Here is an 18,342-nt window from a genome sequence, read left to right as displayed (position 1 = left end):
GGCATCGCCCCTATCCAGCGCGTTCTGGGCACGTACTGGACGGACTCGGTAAGGCCGGGCGCAGGACAAGCACTGAGGCGGCGAACCTGCGCGGCGGCGGCCACAATCGCCGACGTCGCAATGAGCTTGATACGAGGAGGAACCTCATGCCTGCGTTCCCGTCGATCGCCCACGTGGCGATCACTGTGACCGATCTCGACCGCAGCACGCGCTGGTACACCACCCTGTTCGGTGCGAAACCCGTGCTCGACGAGGACGAGACGACCGGCGGTTTCCACCACACGGTCTTCGAGCTTGACGGTGGGCAAATGTTCGGTCTGCACGCCCACCCGGGCGGAGCCACAGGTGGGCCGTTCGACGAGCACCGGAGCGGCCTGGACCACGTCGCGTTCGCGTGCACGGACCGATCGGAGCTTGAATCGTGGCGTACGCGGCTTGACGAGCTCGGCATCCAGCACGGCGGGATCGTCGACGCGCACTACGGTTCCGGTCTTTCGTTTCGCGACCCCGACAACATCGCGCTCGAGTTCTTCGCCCCGCCCGCCGGCTGAACTCCGGCGCCAGGCGTGGCCGAGACCGCTGTCAGTGTCGGCCCGGCCGATCAGGCCGGCATGCTAACGCTAACGTCGATCGCTCCGGTGCGGGTGGCGCTCGACACTGCAGCTGCCGCGTGATGATTACATTCGGTTGGACTCCAACGGCTACCCGGTGCACCCCTCGGCCATGGGCCAGCGCGTGGAGCAGCCAGCCGGCCAGGTGCTCGATGTTGATACCCACACCTACAACGTCTTACGGCCGGGCTGCGATGCCTGGGCGAACGCGGGTTCGCTGTGCTCACGTGGCCCCGCGCAGATCCCAGCGTGCGCTGCTAACGCACTGGGCTCTTGCCTCGGGCGACGAATCGCCGAACGCTGGGCAGGACACCAGATCAGTGGCCGGCCGCCGATTCCGTCGGCTTCCAGCGCTTGAGCACGTAGTACCCGAGACCCGCGGCGACGGCGACCGGCCAGTCGATGAGATCCACCAATGCCAGAGCGCCGATGCCGAGGTAGATCGGCAGCCCGTTCTCGGGGAGCACGCGCCGGGCAACGTCCACCGGGATCAGGATGGCGGCAGCGATCTGCTCGGCCGGCTCCGGCCGACCTTGCTCCGCACTTTCCTCGGTACCTTTGGCTGCTGTGGCCATGGCTCCTCCCTGCCAGGTCCCAGGCAGACCATTCCATTCACAGTCGGGCCAGGGCAGAAGGGTTTCGTCGAGCTCCTTGCGAAGGTCATCTCGCGCTTGATCACGAGCCGCAGCTGTTCCTGCCACGTCATCGCGGGCCCTGGACTGGTGCCAGTGCGAGCCGCGCTGCCTCGCGTGCCGCCGGAAGCTGGCCCTCGAATCCGGCGCGACCGCGGTCTGCTGACCAGAGGAGGCCGTGGCCAGGATCAACCGCGTCATCATCCCGGTGACTGCCCGATGCCGACCGGTCAGGAGATCAATGGGACGTGGTGTCAGCTGAGTGCTGCCGGGGAGTTCGCCTCGGGCACCAGCAGTTCGGGCGTGCCTGAGCCGTTGGCGGGGACGGCCCAGGTGTCGTTGACGCCGTCGCTGCGTTGCAGGGCGTAGGCGACGGTGGTGTTGTCGAGCCAGGCGGGCTGGTCGTCGACGCTGCGGGTTTCGGCCAGTGGGGTGATTTGTTGCGTCGCAAGGTCCAGGACGGACAGGCGCCAGCCGCGGTTGGGGTCGCCGTCGATCGCCGACTTGTATGCGATGCGAGTGCCGTCCGGAGACAGTGAAGGGCATTCGACGTTGTCGCGGAGAGTGCGGACGGTTTTGGCCGCGAAGTCACCTTCGACGAGGTAGCGATGGCCCGCGGTGGACATGGTGGCGTAGAACCGGTTGTCGTCGTTGGAGAAGGTGACACCCAAGTAGTTGATGTCGGAGGCCTGATAGGGCCTGCCGTCGCGGAAGACGGTGAATTCTTCCAGTGTCTGGTGGAATTGGCCGGTGCGCGTGTCGAGGATGCCGGTGCTGGTGGAGAATCGGCCTGCTGCGTAGCTGTGTCCGTCGATGAACAGGTGCCCGCTCGGCGAGACACGGAGTCGGTTGGGGAAGCCCGTCAACGGGATGCTTCGTTGTTCTCGCAGTCGGCGGTCCAGGACGACAAGCTTCGTGCCAACGAAGGCATCTGCTGGTGGCAGACAGGCGACGGTGTTCGCGGCTGCGTAGGCGCGGTCGCATTGGAGAGGAGTGATCGTTAGAGGGCCGCCGGGATTGTCGCGGGCCACTGTGCTGAGCTGGCCATTGCTGAGCATGACCAGCTGGGAGCCGGTAATCGTCACGCCCCCTTGCGTCGGCGTGCTCGCCTCGGCGGTGTCGTCGTGGCTGGGCCGGGCGGCCAGCCATGTGTAGCCGATGGCGACTGCAGCGAGGATTACTGCTGCTGTCGCGGCGATGGCGATGCGGGTCCGTTCGCTGCCGACGAGGCGGCTGGTCATGAAGTTTCCTCCGTGCGGTTGTGGTCAGTGCGCCCGACGCCCAGCAGAACTGCGGTAGCCACCAGTGCGATCAGCACCCCGCCTGCCGCCATCCGGCTGGCGATCTCCGGCCCCCAGGTCTGCCATGCGAGGCCGAAAAGGATGGAAGACAGGAGGTAGGCCACGGCTTGGCCGCTTTGCACGAGCGCGATTCCGGTGGTGCGCAATCCTTTTGGCAGCAGCGGCCCGCCAGTGCCATCAGGACACCGTCGGTGGCCGCGTAGAAGACGCCGTAGAGGCCGAGCACCGCAACCACTAGCGGCCATCCGCTCAGCGGACCGCCGCGGCCCACCTGCCCTCCCCGCTACCAGGACCTGACCGCACAGGTCGAGTCGCTGACCGTGGTCTACGACGCCGGGCAGAATTCAGCGGCCGACCACGCGCTGGTCGAGGACGCCGGGATCGGCGGTGTGCGGTGGAGAGTTACTTCCGTTGCCCGCTGGTCGGAGTAACCTTTGAACCCGGTGGCATGGTTGCTGTTCGTCCGTCGGTTTCGCATCGCTCGCCCTCGTCCAGCCGGTCCAGCAGGAGGGCGATCCCGACCACCGCGGAGAACGCCAGGCATCCTCCTGCCACGACATCGGTGGTGTAGTGCAGGTGCATCCGGATCATCACCACGACCATGACGGTGGCCACGAAACCGATCCCGGCGAATGCAAGTCCACTGAGAACTGAGATGTAAATATTGGTGCGATGTAGAAGGAACACGCCTACCACGGCCAGGAGCGCGACCAGTCCGGTCGTGTGTCCGCTGGGCAGTGCCCAGTAATCGTTGATCGTGCGGCCGATCAGCGGCTTCAGCAGTTGGCTGAGCACAATGGCCGTGGCGGGCGCGAGTGCCGCGAGCAGCACGTGCGTCCAGCGTCCGCTGAGATATCCGATGCCGGCGACGAGGGCGGTCGCGGCCATCGTGGGCCTGCGGTCACCGAGCTCGGCGATCTCGTGCAGGACTCGGAGCTGCTGGTCGGCGATGTGGCTGCGCAGCCAGTACTCGACCGCGAGATCGAGGCCACCCGGCCCGGCCTGCCCACCGTGGCGGGCACCAAGCACCAGGACGACGAGGGCGCACGCGATCGCAGCAAGTCCCGCCGGGCGCCGGACCCGACGTGTGATCAACGGTGCTCGTGGTCCTCCCGAGGTGACGGTGTCCACTCGCCGTTCTGCGGGAGAACCGGTTGCAAACGTGCTTTCCTGCCACCTGGCGGACCGTCTGCTCGGATCCCTCACAGCTTTTCCACTCCCGCGGCGCGCACCCGGTTCCGCGTGTCGAGCACCCGATCGGCGTGGCGTTCCAACAACTCCCAGTCGAAGGCGTCGTGGTCGGTCAGCACGATCACAAGGTCGGCGCGCGCTATCTGCTCCGGGGCGCACGACACCATCTGCACGTCCACCGGCACCTGCGCCGGGTCGATCAGTGGATCCACGGCGCACAGTTCGGCGCCGAGCGCGTTGAGCCGCTTGGCCACGCTCATCGCCGGGGAGTGCCGGGCGTCGCCGGAGTTCAGCTTGTACGCCAGTCCCGCCAACAGGATCCTGCTGCCGTTGACCGCTTTGTGCCGCCGGTTGAGGTGCTCGACGGCCCGGACGACGACGTAGTCGGGCATGTGCTCGTTGACGTCGTTGGCGAGGTCGACGAACCGGAACGCCTGCCCCAGCGCGCGCCGGGACTGCCAGGACAGGTACGTCGGATCGATCGGCAGGCAGTGGCCGCCCACGCCCGGACCGGGCGTGAACCGCATGAACCCGAAGGGTTTGCTGGCCGCCGCGTCGATCACCGACCACACGTCCACGCCGAGCCCGTGGCAGTGCACCGCCAGCTCGTTGACCAACGCGATGTTGACGTGCCGGAAGGTGTTCTCTAGCAGCTTGGTCAGCTCAGCCTCGCGGGTGCCCGGAACCGGCACGGTGCACTCCACCAGCGAGTCGTAGAACTCCCGGACCACTGCGGTGGACTTGGCGTCCACACCGGACACGATCTTGGGCGTGTTGTGGAAGCGCCAGGTCCGGTTGCTCGGGTCGATGCGCTCCGGGCTGTAGCCGACTGAGAATTCCACGCCCGCGCGCAGACCCGATCCGGCTTCCAGGATCGGAACGAAGATCTCCTCGGTGGTGCCCGGATACGTGGTGGACTCCAGGATCACGCAGCAGCCCGGCATGAGATGCCCGGCCAGCATCCGCGCCGCCTCCTCGATGTGGTCCAGGTCCGGGGCGCCGTCGCGCAGTGGTGTGGGCACGCAGACCACAGCGGTCTCGAACCCGGCCAGCGCGCTGCGGTCGCTGGTGGGCCGGTATCTTCCCGAGGCCAGGGCCGTGGCGAGCTCGACGTCGTCGACGTCGTCGATGAACGTGCTCGCTCGCTTGAGCAGGTCGATGCGGTCCTTGTCGGTGTCGAAGCCGACCACGTCGTAGCCGACCTCGACGACGCGCATCGCGAGCGGCAGGCCCACATAACCCTGCCCGATGACGACCACGCGACCACCTGCACTGGAGATCATGCCGCCCCCTTACCCGCGCCGGCCTCTCGCCCGGCGCGTTCTGATTTGGCGAAAGTTGTTGCCGGAACTAGTAGAAGCACCGGTTAAGCAGCGCGCCGCCGAGCACTGGGTTGGCGCCGGTCTGCCACAGCACGTCGACCGGGCGGCCGGTCGCGAGGTGCAGGACCCAGTCTGGGGCGAGCAGCGGTAGGAGCGCGGCGATCATCCGCGGGAACGGGATCGCCGAGATGCCGACGGTGACGACCACCCGGATGCGGTCGCCGAGGCCGGGTTGCACGGAGACCGATTCGTAGCGGTCGAACTGGCGACCGCCGTAGCGCCACCCGCCGCCCGACCAGTGCAGGCGTGCGCTTGCGGTGCCCAGCGCAGCAGGCTCCCGGTCAGCGTTGTATTCGAACGTATGCCCGACCACGAGCTGGACCTGCTGTTCAGCCACGATCTCGACGAGGCGGGAGGCGAGCAACGTGCTGAGCACGCGAACATGCTTCGAACCCCAGTTCCTGCATCCGATCACTGCCAATCGTGTTTTTTGCGCTCAACCCGATCAGACCCCCAGTTGGCCAAACCGATGGAAATTTTCCAACGTCAGCGTCCGGTACATCGGCTGATTTCCACCGCACTGTTACGGACGGCGTTGCTTGGTAGCGCTTCGTGCTTGCCCTCGAATCGGGCGGCCACGCGTTCCGCGAGACACGACACGGACTGTGCCGGCAGGCGTGTGGCCAACTTTTCCTCGGATACCCACTTAGCCCCAATCCACCGATGATCTTGGGTAACGGTTCGGTGGCGAGAGCACGAGATGCCCTTCTGACCTGGGATGATTGATCTTGCGTAGGGATCGATCAACATGGATTGGAAGGGCATCTCGCAGGTGCGATCTTCTCATAGTGCGGCGCGGGTGAGCGCGGTGTTCGACGATGCGAATCTGGTGGCTTCGGCGGGGCTGGTTCCGGTGATGCGGTTGGCCGAACGCGTCGGGTTGTCCGAGCTTGTCGCCGAGGGTGTCCGGGTTCCCGGTTCGGAGGGTGCGAATGCGGATGCGAAGGTGGGCTCGATCGTGGCCGGGATGCTCACCGGCGCCGACAGCATTGATGATCTCGATGTGATCCGGCATGGGGCGATGCCGAAGTTGTTCGGCGGGATCCGGGCACCGTCCACTGTGGGCACGTTTCTGCGTGCTTTGACGTGGGGGCATGCCCGGCAGGTGGAGTCGGCCGCGCGGGAGTGCCTGGTGGGCCTGGCCCGGCAGACTCCGGTGCTGGCCGGCGCCGCTGAGCCCCAATCCACCGAGGCGGGTTTGAAGTGATCTTGGTTTCCTTTGTTGATCATTGTGGTGGGGTGTGGACGTGCGGAATCCGCTGGTCTGCCCAGCTTTTCCATGGTTCCTGGGTTGGGCCCTTGCGGGCGGGTTGGGGGAGGGTGATCAGGCTGTTTCGGGTGGGGCGTGGGTGGTGTGGAACAGGTGGTGCCAGTCGTGTTGGCGGGGCCAGTTTTCCGGGAGGTGCAGTGTGATCGAGCGGGCTCGTCGGGCCACCCGTGCCGGGATGTTGATCAGTGTGCGGCGCAGGGTCGCGGCGCGGGCTTTGGCGTGGAAAGCACTGGTCAGACTGCCTGCGGCGCGCAGCAGGTTGTGGGTCAGGGCGGCCAGCGTCAGCCAGGCGGCGTTGGCGCTGAAGACCCCGGATGGGATGTGGGCCAGCGGGCCGTGTTTGAGGTCGTCGTTGACATGTTCGATGATCGCGTGCGCACGGTGGGTTTTCTCCGCCTCGACCAGCGGCTGGCTGCTGGTGGTGAAGCAGGCGTGATACCGCCAGACGGGAAACAGGGCATCAGCGTGGTTTTTGTCTTTGACCCGGCGCACGATCAACCGACCAGCCACCCGATGGGCTTTATCGCTGGCGAAGGCGGTGAATTCGGTTTCCGCGATCTCGGCGTCACTGACCCAGGACTGGCTGGCCTCGTCCCAGACGGCCTGGGGATACTTGATCGCCGTCCACGCGTCCTCGGCGATGCCGGCGATCGCGCGCTGCACGTTCGGATACTGCGCCACCGTGATCGACACCTCCACACCTTGCGCCCGGCAGGCGGAGACGACTTCGCCTACGTAGAAGGCGGAATCACCGCGAAACAGCATCCGGCCCGGCCCGGCGCCGCACCGCCGTGCAAGGTTGATCGTCTCGGTGACCAACGACGCCGCACCCCGCGCCGAGCCGGCGTTGCCGCCACGCATCCTCGTGGCGGCAACCACCGGCGCCGATCGGGGCGTGGACAGCGTGGTCAGCAGCGGGTGGTAACCCCGCAGCCGCACATTGTGGCCGCCGATCTTGGTGTGCCCGAACGCCGCACCCTGCTTCGCGTGGCCGAACACCCTGCCCAGGGTGGAATCAGCATCGATGAACGTCCTCTCAGCGGCGCCGGCCAGCACCGGAGTCTGCCGGGCCATGCCCACCAGGCACTCCCGCGCGGCCGACTCCACCTGCCGGGCATGCCCCCACGTCAAAGCACGCAGAAACGTGCCCACAGTGGACGGTGCCCGGATCCCGCCGAACAACTTCGGCATCGCCCCATGCCGGATCACATCGAGATCATCAATGCTGTCGGCGCCGGTGAGCATCCCGGCCACGATCGAGCCCACCTTCGCATCCGCATTCGCACCCTCCGAACCGGGAACCCGGACACCCTCGGCGACAAGCTCGGACAACCCGACGCGTTCGGCCAACCGCATCACCGGAACCAGCCCCGCCGAAGCCACCAGATTCGCATCGTCGAACACCGCGCTCACCCGCGCAGCACTATGAGAAGATCGCACCTGCGAGATGCCCTTCCAATCCATGTTGATCGATCCCTACGCAAGATCAATCATCCCAGGTCAGAAGGGCATCTCGTGCTCTCGCCACCGAACCGTTACCCAAGATCATCGGTGGATTGGGGCTGAGAGGACGTTCATCGATGCTGATTCCACCCTGGGCAGGGTGTTCGGCCACGCGAAGCAGGGTGCGGCGTTCGGGCACACCAAGATCGGCGGTCACAATGTGCGGCTGCGGGGTTACCACCCGCTGCTGACCACGCTGTCCACGCCCCGATCGGCGCCGGTGGTTGCCGCCACGAGGATGCGTGGCGGCAACGCCAGCTCGGCGCGGGGTGCGGCGTCGTTGGTCACCGAGACGATCAACCTTGCACGGCGGTGCGGCGCCGGGCCGGGCCGGATGCTGTTTCGCGGTGATTCCGCCTTCTACGTAGGCGAAGTCGTCTCCGCCTGCCGGGCGCAAGGTGTGGAGGTGTCGATCACGGTGGCGCAGTATCCGAACGTGCAGCGCGCGATCGCCGGCATCGCCGAGGACGCGTGGACGGCGATCAAGTATCCCCAGGCCGTCTGGGACGAGGCCAGCCAGTCCTGGGTCAGTGACGCCGAGATCGCGGAAACCGAATTCACCGCCTTCGCCAGCGATAAAGCCCATCGGGTGGCTGGTCGGTTGATCGTGCGCCGGGTCAAAGACAAAAACCACGCTGATGCCCTGTTTCCCGTCTGGCGGTATCACGCCTGCTTCACCACCAGCAGCCAGCCGCTGGTCGAGGCGGAGAAAACCCACCGTGCGCACGCGATCATCGAACATGTCAACGACGACCTCAAACACGGCCCGCTGGCCCACATCCCATCCGGGGTCTTCAGCGCCAACGCCGCCTGGCTGACGCTGGCCGCCCTGACCCACAACCTGCTGCGCGCCGCAGGCAGTCTGACCAGTGCTTTCCACGCCAAAGCCCGCGCCGCGACCCTGCGCCGCACACTGATCAACATCCCGGCACGGGTGGCCCGACGAGCCCGCTCGATCACACTGCACCTCCCGGAAAACTGGCCCCGCCAACACGACTGGCACCACCTGTTCCACACCACCCACGCCCCACCCGAAACAGCCTGATCACCCTCCCCCAACCCGCCCGCAAGGGCCCAACCCAGGAACCATGGAAAAGCTGGGCAGACCAGCGGATTCCGCACGTCCACACCCCACCACAATGATCAACAAAGGAAACCAAGATCACTTCAAACCCGCCTCGGTGGATTGGGGCTTAGGTCCGAAGATCACCACCGGAGACGACCCGGCTCCCGGATCAGGGGCGAAAAGTACTGTAGCCGAAGGGCGTTCCTGCTAGCAGCCGGTGCTCGACCATAGTTGCCGGCGGATCGTCCCGTTGGAGTACGCCTTCTGCCCAACGCCTCCCGATCGAGACGCTTGGGTGCCGCTGAGCGTGATTTCTCGTCCTCGACCCGGCCGCAGCCGGTGTTCGGGAATGCCGTCGTGCCGGGCCCAAGATCTATTAGTCACGTCGTATCCCCCACACCACTGACACACGCCGTCATCCCTTGACAAGCGTCGGTGGACGTTGTGAGGCTTTGACATCGAGGTTAGTTAATAACCACCTGGATTGGCCGGTCGCCGCCAGGCCTGGGGGCACGTTGCTGGGGGACCGGCAGTCACCGTTCGTCATGGGGGAGGCGACGATGATGCTCGCGCATGTTCAGGACCGCGCAGTTTGCCCGGTGCCGTCGTGACCGCGCAAATCGTTCAGTCCGTCCTGCCACGCCTGGCGATCGACGGCGGTACTCCGGTGCGGACGACGCCGCTTCCGGCCTGGCCGCAGTTCGATGATGCCGATGCTCGGGCTGCCGCCGACGTGTTGCGGTCCGGAAACGTCAACTACTGGACAGGCAACCACGGGCGGGCATTCGAATCTGAGTTCGCCCGGTGGGCCGGCGTTCCTTGTGCCGTGGCGGTGGCCAATGGCACCGTTGCTCTTGAGCTGGCACTCCGTGCCCTGGGGATCGGACCCGGGCATGAGGTGATCGTGCCGGCGGTGACCTTCATCGGCACGGCGAGTGCCGTCGCTGCCTGTGGAGCACGTCCGGTCGCCGTCGACGTCGACCCGGATTCGCAGGCGATGACCGTCGGAACCGTCGCTCGCGCGATCACCAACCGGACGGCCGCGTTGATCGTCGTCCACGTCGGTGGGTATCCGGCGGATGCGGGGGAGCTGGCCGAATTCGCGGTCGCCAAGGGCCTCCTGCTCGTCGAGGACTGCGCCCAAGCGCACGGGGCGTGTCGCGACCTCCGGCCGGTGGGGCGATTCGGTTGTATCGCCGCCTGGTCGTTCTGCCAGGACAAGATCATGACGACGGCCGGTGAGGGCGGCGCGATCACGACGGGCGACACCGCCCTGTACCGACGCTGCTGGGAGCTCAAGGATCACGGCAAGAGCTGGGTGGGAGTCCACGAGACCCAACACCCGCCCGGTTTCCGTTGGCTCCACGACACGTTCGGCACGAACGCTCGGATGACCGAGGTCCAGGCGGCCGTCGGACGGCTGCAGCTGGCCAAACTCGACGGCTGGGTTGCGCAGCGGCGCGCGCGGGCCGATGTCCTCCGCCGCGCGCTCGGGGAGGTTGCGGCGCTGCGACTACCCGCGCTCGCCCCCGGCGTCGAGCACTCTTACTACCGCTTCTACGTGCACCTGCGGGAGGACCGGATGAAGCCGGGCTGGACTCGCGACCGGGTGGTCGCGGCCATCAACGCGGAAGGCGTGTCGGCGGCGTTCGGTGGATGCACGGAGATCTACCGGGAGAAAGCGTTCGACGCGGTCGGACGTCCAGCGAGTCCGCTGCCCGTCGCGCACTGGCTCGGACGTCATTCGATGGTGCTTCCGGTCCATCCGGCATTGTCGGCAATGGACGTGCAGGACGTGGCCGAGGCAGCACGGAAGGTACTCGAGGAGGCCTCGGCATGAGACGCACGGTTGACATCCTCGTCGCGGTCGTCGCTGGGATCGCGCTTCTTCCGCTGTTCTTCGTACTCGCCTTGACAATCCTGACCGTCATGGGGAACCCGGTGCTGTTCCGGCAGGCCAGGCCGGGGCTGCACAACGTTCCGTTCGTCATCCTCAAGTTCTCCACCATGCGGGCACCTCGGTACGTCGGTGAACCCGATCATGAGCGCACGACTCGACTCGGCGCCGTCCTGCGCGCCACCAGTCTGGACGAGCTCCCTCAGTTGTGGAACATCCTGCGGGGCCACATGAGCCTCATAGGCCCACGGCCCCTGCCCATCCGGCCCAAGGAGTCGTACACATCCGCCGAGCGGGCGCGCCTCGTAATCCGTCCAGGCTTGACCGGGTGGGCCCAGGTCAACGGGCGCAATGCGCTCAGGCCGCAGGAACGCACCGAGCTGGATATCTGGTACATCTGCAACCGCTCGCTGTCCCTGGACCTCAAGATCCTCTTCCTGACAGTCGTGAGGGGGCTGAGAGCGCAGGGAGTCCACGGGCCACTGGAGCCTCACAAGACCGGGACCGCATCTCATGTGCCTGGCGACACCGCGATTGCCGGAGTCGCTGAACGCAGCGACGGGGCAGCCGGTTCAAGGAGGCTGGAACGTGGCCAGGCCTGAGCAAGTCGCGAGTCCCACGACGACTGTCGAGCCCGGTCACCCCGTGGTCGCGGTCCTCACCCGGGAAATCTCGGGCTCGCCACCGCGCCGACTCTCGCGGACTAGACGAGATCGTTTCACGCTGCCGGCTCTGAGCCGTTCAGGGGCGGGGCCATTCAGAATTTGGGGGGGATATGAAGGCATTGGTCACCGGCGCTGCTGGGTTCATCGGAAGTCATCTTGTCGAGCGGCTGATCGACGAAGGTGCGGACGTGATTGTGCTGGACAACATGTCCACGGGCGTGGGCTATGACCTCGACCGCCTCGCGGCGCTGGGCAAGCTCGACTTCGTCCGCGGTTCGGTGCTCGATGAACCCCTGATGGGCTCCCTCGTCGCGACGGCGGACGTCGTCTTCCACATGGCGGCCACGGTCGGGGTGAAGGCCATTGTGGACGATCCGATCGGCGCGCTGCGAACCAACCTCCGCGGCAGCGAGGGGGTGCTGGAGGCCGCGCGCCTCAGTGGCACGAAGGTGCTTGTCATGTCGAGCAGTGAAGTCTACGGCCACAACACCGCGGACTTGCTGCACGAGGATTCGCCTCGCATCCTCGGTTCTCCGCTCGCCGCCCGATCGTCATATGCGGAGGCGAAGGCGGTCGTCGAGACCCTCGCCCATTCGTACTGGAAGCTCCACGGCGTGCCGACCGTGATCGTCCGGCCATTCAGCGTCGTGGGCCCGCGGCAGACGGGGCGATTCGGGATGGTCATCCCCCGCTTCGTCGACGCGGCGCTCGCGGGTGAGCCGATCACGGTTTTCGGCGACGGGAACCAGACCCGCTGCTTCTGCCATGTCGATGATGCGGTGACCGCCATCTTGGGTCTGAGTCGTCACCCGGGCGCCGTCGGAGAGGTGTTCAACGTCGGCCGACCGGTGGAGGTGTCGATCAAAACGCTCGCGCAGCGCTGCATCGAGCTGACGAACTCGTCGAGTGTGATCCGGCACAAACCCTACGTGGAGGCCTACCAGGACGGTTCCGTCGACATGGAACGGCGCATCCCGGACATCTCCCGGGTGCGGGACCTCATCGGATTCGAACCCCGGCTGGGCCTCGACGACATCCTGCGCAGCGTCATCGCTTCCCGAGGCGGCGATTCGGGCGGGCGGTCACCCGCCCGCAGCGCGCCCGTCGCTCTGTCGGCCGCCGGGACAGGACGGGACGTTTCTCGATGAAGATCGGCATCGTCAGCCAGCTGTTTCCTCCCGAGGAAGCAGCAGTTCCGAGCACGCTCGCCGATGTCCTCGCCGAGCGGGGGCACGACGTCAAGGTGCTGACCGGGTTTCCCAATCACCCGTACGGCAAGGTGTACGACGGATACCAGCAGCGCTGGGCCCATGTCGAGAACCGCGGGCCGGTCCGGGTCCGACGGGTGCCGCTGTATCCCAGCCACGACGTCAACCCCCTGCGCCGAGCCGCCACCTTCCTCAGTTTTGCGATGACATCTGCGGCGGTATCCCGCTTCCTGGCCGACCGCGATGCCATTTACGTGTACTCGACCCCGATGACCACCGCAGCGGCCGCCGAGGCCGTGCGACTCACCCGTGGCCGGCCGTACGTGCTGCACATCCAGGATCTTTGGCCGGAGTCGGTTTTCGACTCGGGAATGGCCGACGGACCGGCTCGACATGTGGTGGGCCCGCTGATCGGTCTCGGGCTCCGCTACCTGTATCGGAACGCCGCACACCTGTTGACGATCTCACCGACGATGCGCGAGCTGCTGCTCGACCGAGGCGTGCCAGCGAACAAGGTCTCCGTCGTGTACAACTGGTCCGCCGAGGAGAACGGCACCCGGGTTCGGCCGGACTCGGCCATGCGCCACCGCCTGGGTCGGACGGATCGAACAATCGCCGTGTTCGCCGGCAACGTTGGTCAGCTCAACGATGTCGACACCATCGTCGACGCGGCCGCCCTGTGCCGTGCGGACACCCCGATCGACGTTGCCGTCATCGGAACGGGAACCGCGGCCACCTCGGCCATGCGCCGCGCAGGGGACCTCGGAGCCGACAACGTTCGGTTCCTCGGTCGGCTGCCCGCCTCGGAGATGCCCTCGCTGTTCGGGACAGCGGACTACCAGCTCGTCACGCTGAAGGACACTCCACTGTCCCGGGCGACGATCCCGTCCAAGCTCGGTACGGCGCTTGCTCACGCCTGCCCGATCATCACAACCGTCCCCGGTGATGTGGCCGCGTTGTGCGCCGAGGGCGCCTTCGGCCTCGCTTGCCCTCCGCAGGATCCGCAGGCGCTCGCCGAGACGTTTCGCCGAGCTTGCAGCCAAGACGAATCCGCCCGCCGGCAGATGGGCCGGGCCTCGCTCGACTTCTATCACCGGACCATGTCCCAAGCACACTCGATCGCCAAGATCGAATCGGTGCTCTCGCGCGTGGCCGCGCGAACGTAGGCGTACGGATGGTAAGCCATGTTTGACGCTGAGTCGGCACCCGCGGTCGCCCGACGAGCGACCAGGCTCCGGGCACGCTGGTCGATCGCCGACCAGGGGTTGTCGAGCCTCGGCAACTTCCTGCTCGTCATCATCGTCGTCACGACGTCGTCGATCGAGGACGTTGGTCGATTCGGCTTGATCTACGCGACGTATTTCCTGCTGCTGTTCGTCGCCCGGGGGTTGGCGACGGATCCGCTGGTGATCCGTTACGCGGGCGTTGCTCCGGACCGCTGGCGACACGTGGCGGCCCCGGCGGTCGGGGCCAGCGGAGTTCTGGCCGTCGGCATGGCGTCGGTCATCTGCGTCGCGGTCGTGTTCCTCGACTGGTCGCTGGGCGAGGGCTTCCTGATGCTGGCAGTGCTGCTCCCGGGACTGCTCACCCAGGACGCCTGGCGCATGGCGTTCTACTGCCTCGGGCGTCCGCTGCAGGCCTTCTGGAACGATCTCGTCTTCCTCGGGCTCCAGGTGATCGGCTTCCTCTGCCTCGCCATCGGCACGGAGGTGGACGTGCTCCATCTCGTCGCGGTGTGGGGCGTCACCGCGTACCTGTGCGCCGGACTCGCCAGCTTGCAGGCACGACTGCTGCCGAGTTGGCGATCGGCTTGGACATGGCTGTCCGACAACCGCGGCTGCGGCCCCGCATACGCCGGTGACTACGTCGCGAACCGCGGCGCGGAGCACGTAACTCTCGCCATCGTCAGTGCACTGGGCGGTCTCGGTGCTGCCGGAGCGGTCACTTCCTGTCGCAGCCTGTTCTCCCCGATCGCGGCCATGCAGACGGGGGTGACCGCCTTTGCTCTCCCCGAAGCGGCCCGCCTCCGGGTCGAGGGGTCGATGCACCGACTCCGCGTACTTGTGTGGCTGACCGCCGGCGCCATCACGATGCTGGTCCTGCTCGCGGGTGTCGCGCTGTACGGCGTCCCGGACGGAATCGGGAAAGCGGTCTTCGGCGAAAGCTGGCGCCCCGCTCACGAACTGATCATTCCGATGACCGCATTCAGCATCGCGAACGCATTGAGCTTCGGGGTGTGGATCGGGCTGCGCGGGTTGCAGCTGGCGAGAGAGACCTTCGTCGCGCGGATCCTCTCGAGTGTTCTGCTGCTCGGCGCGACCTCGGTGGGAGTGTTCATGTGGGGCTCAGCCGGAGCGGTCTGGGGGATGACGGCTGGCATGGTCGTGCAAGCGGTGTGGTTCGTGTACATCTTCGAGAGGCAGCATCGACCGGCCCGCGAACGCCGCCACAAGAATCGGCTCCGAAGGGGCGAGGTTCGAACGGCGTATTGGGCCACGGCCGTCGCAGCGGTGACGGCCTTCCTCGCCGTCCTGCTGATCTGGCAGCCGCTGTTCGTAGGGCTCGGCCTCGTCGGCGTGTTCGGATTGGTCTATTTCGCAACGGACTTGACGCGCGCCCTGGCGGTCACACTTGCCGTGGCCGCACTGCCGATCTTCGTGGATCCGGAAAAGCGGAGCTTCACGCTGCTCAACATCTTCGGTCCGGGTGCCGAGGATGCGGCGGATCCGGACACCCAGGTACATGTTGCCTTCGTGCTGGTGGCGATGGCCGCGGCCCTGATCGTGCTGCGAGGACGACCGTGGCGGGTTCGCATCCCACTTCCCGGGCAACGAATCGTCGTCATCCTGTTCGCACTGTTCACCGTATCGATCATCGTCGGCATCCAGGCGGGCGCGGGCGCGGGCGCGGTCGGTCTTGTCTTCTACGCACAGACCGTCGTTCCCCTGGCGGCCTGGTTCGCGGCCGCTCACAGCGGTTTGTCGTACCGGACCACCGCGCGGATAGTCATGGCGGCCGTCGTCGCCACCCTGCTGTTGGTCTTCTGCTACATCTTCACCCACGGGGGGATCGAGCGGGCCTATGAGCTGTCCGCCACCGTGGACTCCGCGATTCCGCAATACCGCGGGTTCTTCCCGGGACTCATGGCTTGCGCACTCGCCTTCGCGGTCGCGCGGTGGTCGATCGACCCCCGGCTGAGCATGGCCGTGGTGGTCGCGTGTGCGATCTCGGTCCCGTTCACCTGGTCCCGGGGTGGTCTTGCAATGATGATCATTGCAGCGGCGGTGGCCTTCATCGCCCGACCGGGCAGGATGTCCTCGACGTCTCGGCTGCTCGCTCTGGGCGTTGGCGTAATAGCCGGTCTGGTCGCGTTGCCGGAGGCCCTCGATCGCGGTGTGATCGGGAAGCGGGAATCGACGACGGACCTGACGGAATCAGACGACACCCGACTGTCGCTCGCAGTGGAGGCCGCCAAGAGGATCCTGGACCGCCCGCTCTTGGGCGACAGGTTTCTGCCTCATGACTCCGTCCTCATCGGTGGCGTCCAAGCGAAGTTCGAACGTCTCTTCCCGGCGCACAATCAATATCTCGACTACGGACTGCGGGGCGGCGTGCTGGCCGTGATCCTGCTCATCGCGCTGTTGGTGTTGTTCGGGATGCGCGCGTGGAGGTTGGCACGGACTGCGACGGACCCCGACGAAGCTGGTTACCATGCCGCGCTTCTCGCCGTCATCGTCGCCGTGGGCTTCGGTAACTTCTTCTGGTTGTACGTCATCCAGACGTGGACCGGCTGTGTGTTCATGATTCTTCTCGGGGTCTCGGCGGGGTTCCGGGCACATCGGCCGCGCTCGCCCGCAGCGATCGAGCCGGGCGGCCCAGGACACCGACCGACATCAATTCGAAGGGAGGTGGGTGCGTCATGAACGTGCTCGTCTCGTCGGCTGGCCGGCGTGGTGCGCTGGTGCAGATTTTCCAGAAGGTGCTGCGCTCTCTCTTCGGCGCGGGAACCGTGGTGGCGGCAGACCGATCACCGCTTTCCGCAGCAGGGATGCTCGCCGACCACTTCGAAGTCGTACCGCCGTGTGACAGCGATGCGTTCGTCCCGCACATGCTTGATCTGTGCCGCAGGTACGACATCGGCCTGCTCGTACCCACGATCGACCCGGAGCTGGCTGTCTATTCGGCGCACCGAGAACGCTTCGCCGCGATCGGAACTACCGTGATGGTGTCCGCACCGCGGGCCGTCGAGATCTCCGCCGATAAGCTCCGGACGTTCCGGTGGTTCACCGAGAACTCGGTGCCGACTGTCCGCACTGCCTCGCTGGACGAGGTTCTCGGATCACCTCAGCACTGGCGCCCACCGTGGATCGTGAAGCCTGTGGCGGGATCGGCCTCCAGCAGGGTGAGCCGGATCGACTCGTGGAGCGAGCTTGAGACGCTCCACCGCGAGCCGGACCTCATCGTTCAGGAGGTGGCGCAGGGCCACGAACACACCGTCGACGCCTGGGTGGACCGCAGTGGTCGTTGTAGGTGCGTGTTGGCGCGCCGCCGACTCGAAGTCCGCGGCGGGGAGGTGCAGAAAGCTGTCACGGTCGAGAACCCGGAGCTCCAGGACCTGGTACGCCGGGTGGTCGAGCAGCTTCCTGGCGCATATGGTGCGTTGAACGTGCAGGTGGCCGTCGACGGCCCCACGATGTCTGCGATCGAAATAAATCCGCGCTTCGGCGGTGGGTATCCGCTGAGCTGGCAGGCGGGTGCCGACTTTCCGAAGTGGACCGTGGAGGAGGTCGCGGGACTGCCCCCGACCTGGGCCGACGCCCAGCTGAGCGCCGGGCTGGTCATGCTCCGGTACGACGAGGCGGTTTTCGTCAAGGCGTCGGAGGTCGGGCTGTGACCGATTATCGCGATTTGTGCGTCGTATTCGACATCGACGACACCCTCTACCTCGAACGGGACTACGTGAGAAGTGGTTTCGCCGCGATCGAACGGCTTCACGGTCTGGGCGGATTCGAGAAGGCTGCGTGGCAGCTGTTCCTCGACGGAGTGCGGGGCGACACGATCGATCGTGCCCTGCGCGTTATCGGCCGGGACCGGGATCCCGCGCTGGTCCGACAACTGGTCAGCACCTATCGAGAACACCGACCCGACATCCGATTGCTCCCAGATGCCTTGGGCTGGCTGGAACACCAGCATGTCGGTGCCCGCCTCGCCTGCGTGACCGACGGACCGCTCAGCGGCCAGCGTGCCAAAGTCAGCGCCCTCGGTCTCGCCACCTGGTGCCCGACGATCGTCATGACCGCAGCGCTGGGCGCCGAGTATGGCAAGCCGCACGTCCGGGCGTTCCAGGAGGTCGCTCGCGCGACACGCCTTCCACCGGAGCGATACGTCTACGTCGCGGACAATCCGCGGAAGGACTTCGGCGGCCCCCGCCAGCTCGGGTGGGGAACCATTCGGATCCGCAGGCGGGGTGGACTCCACGCGGAATTGGCGACGCCTTCCTTCGTGGACCACGAGGTCACGGATCTGTACGACCTCGACTCATTCCTCGGCCAGAACAGATGAGGCTCACGATGGCCGCCTCCGTTGATGACTCGACCAGGACGACAGGGATACCGG

The 18,342-nt window shown here is 66.4% G+C and carries 16 protein-coding genes and 2 pseudogenes; 11 read left to right on the top strand and 7 right to left on the bottom strand.

Annotated elements, in window-relative coordinates; genetic code table 11:
- Positions 1–146: 146 nt before the first annotated feature.
- Positions 147–551, top strand: coding sequence for a VOC family protein (locus DL519_RS12935; protein WP_190814977.1), 405 nt, complete (start codon positions 147–149; stop codon positions 549–551).
- Between the two features lie 94 nt (positions 552–645).
- Positions 646–969 (top strand): annotated as a pseudogene (locus DL519_RS49930) (hypothetical protein); the annotation flags it as partial.
- Here DL519_RS49930 and DL519_RS12930 read toward each other — a convergent pair.
- The 6 genes and pseudogenes from DL519_RS12930 to DL519_RS12905 all read right to left on the bottom strand — a co-directional run bounded on the left by DL519_RS12930 (position 929) and on the right by DL519_RS12905 (position 5,493).
- Positions 929–1,186 (bottom strand): hypothetical protein, encoded by a 258-nt coding sequence (locus tag DL519_RS12930; protein ID WP_190814975.1) that lies wholly within the window; start codon positions 1,184–1,186, stop codon positions 929–931. The pseudogene DL519_RS49930 and the gene DL519_RS12930 overlap by 41 nt on opposite strands.
- Positions 1,187–1,497: 311 nt before the next feature.
- A complete protein-coding gene (locus DL519_RS12925) occupies positions 1,498–2,484 on the bottom strand; it encodes a PD40 domain-containing protein (RefSeq protein WP_190814973.1) in 987 nt (328 codons plus the stop codon).
- Positions 2,481–2,803 (bottom strand): annotated as a pseudogene (locus DL519_RS12920) (hypothetical protein); the annotation flags it as partial. The pseudogene DL519_RS12920 and the gene DL519_RS12925, both read right to left, overlap by 4 nt.
- 143 nt (positions 2,804–2,946) lie before the next feature.
- Positions 2,947–3,639: a phosphatase PAP2 family protein gene (locus DL519_RS12915; protein WP_190814971.1), complete on the bottom strand. Its 693-nt coding sequence runs from the start codon at positions 3,637–3,639 to the stop codon at positions 2,947–2,949.
- A gap of 107 nt (positions 3,640–3,746) precedes the next feature.
- On the bottom strand, positions 3,747–5,018 hold the full coding sequence (locus tag DL519_RS12910; RefSeq protein ID WP_190814969.1) for a nucleotide sugar dehydrogenase: 1,272 nt from the start codon (positions 5,016–5,018) through the stop codon (positions 3,747–3,749).
- 67 nt (positions 5,019–5,085) lie between these two features.
- Positions 5,086–5,493 (bottom strand): hypothetical protein, encoded by a 408-nt coding sequence (locus tag DL519_RS12905; protein ID WP_190814963.1) that lies wholly within the window; start codon positions 5,491–5,493, stop codon positions 5,086–5,088.
- Positions 5,494–5,865: 372 nt separating this feature from the next.
- Between DL519_RS12905 and DL519_RS12900 the strand changes: the two genes are divergently transcribed.
- Complete coding sequence (locus DL519_RS12900; RefSeq protein ID WP_190814961.1) at positions 5,866–6,324, top strand: hypothetical protein; 459 nt, start codon at positions 5,866–5,868, stop codon at positions 6,322–6,324.
- Positions 6,325–6,441: 117 nt separating this feature from the next.
- On the opposite strand, the gene DL519_RS12895 is transcribed toward DL519_RS12900, so the two are convergent.
- The gene (locus DL519_RS12895) at positions 6,442–7,827 is read right to left on the bottom strand and encodes an IS1380 family transposase (RefSeq protein ID WP_397545032.1); all 1,386 of its coding nucleotides are present in this window, start codon (positions 7,825–7,827) and stop codon (positions 6,442–6,444) included.
- 7 nt (positions 7,828–7,834) lie between these two features.
- Here DL519_RS12895 and DL519_RS12890 point away from each other — a divergent pair, with 7 nt between their 5' ends.
- From DL519_RS12890 to DL519_RS12855, 8 genes are all read left to right on the top strand, one after another.
- Positions 7,835–8,935 (top strand): IS1380 family transposase, encoded by a 1,101-nt coding sequence (locus DL519_RS12890; protein ID WP_317891360.1) that lies wholly within the window; start codon positions 7,835–7,837, stop codon positions 8,933–8,935.
- A 628-nt stretch (positions 8,936–9,563) separates the two neighbouring features.
- Positions 9,564–10,796, top strand: coding sequence for a DegT/DnrJ/EryC1/StrS family aminotransferase (locus DL519_RS12885; protein ID WP_223838890.1), 1,233 nt, complete (start codon positions 9,564–9,566; stop codon positions 10,794–10,796).
- Positions 10,793–11,455 (top strand): sugar transferase, encoded by a 663-nt coding sequence (locus DL519_RS12880; protein WP_190814958.1) that lies wholly within the window; start codon positions 10,793–10,795, stop codon positions 11,453–11,455. The genes DL519_RS12885 and DL519_RS12880 overlap by 4 nt, the downstream gene beginning before the upstream one ends.
- 173 nt (positions 11,456–11,628) lie before the next feature.
- Entirely contained in the window at positions 11,629–12,666 is a 1,038-nt protein-coding gene (locus DL519_RS12875; RefSeq protein WP_190814956.1) for an NAD-dependent epimerase/dehydratase family protein, read from the top strand.
- Positions 12,663–13,892: a glycosyltransferase family 4 protein gene (locus DL519_RS12870; protein WP_190814954.1), complete on the top strand. Its 1,230-nt coding sequence runs from the start codon at positions 12,663–12,665 to the stop codon at positions 13,890–13,892. Before DL519_RS12875 ends, DL519_RS12870 begins: the two co-directional genes overlap by 4 nt.
- 18 nt (positions 13,893–13,910) lie before the next feature.
- Positions 13,911–16,649, top strand: coding sequence for an O-antigen ligase family protein (locus tag DL519_RS12865; RefSeq protein WP_190814953.1), 2,739 nt, complete (start codon positions 13,911–13,913; stop codon positions 16,647–16,649).
- Entirely contained in the window at positions 16,646–17,620 is a 975-nt protein-coding gene (locus DL519_RS12860) for an ATP-grasp domain-containing protein (protein WP_190814951.1), read from the top strand. Before DL519_RS12865 ends, DL519_RS12860 begins: the two co-directional genes overlap by 4 nt.
- A complete protein-coding gene (locus DL519_RS12855; RefSeq protein WP_190814949.1) occupies positions 17,617–18,288 on the top strand; it encodes an HAD family hydrolase in 672 nt (223 codons plus the stop codon). The genes DL519_RS12860 and DL519_RS12855 overlap by 4 nt, the downstream gene beginning before the upstream one ends.
- The last annotated feature ends 54 nt before the right edge of the window (positions 18,289–18,342 follow it).

The organism is Saccharopolyspora pogona (genome assembly GCF_014697215.1).
Classification (GTDB): domain Bacteria; phylum Actinomycetota; class Actinomycetes; order Mycobacteriales; family Pseudonocardiaceae; genus Saccharopolyspora; species Saccharopolyspora hattusasensis.
The sequence above is the reverse complement of the archived record's forward strand: the minus strand, read 5'-3'. Positions and strand labels throughout refer to the sequence as shown.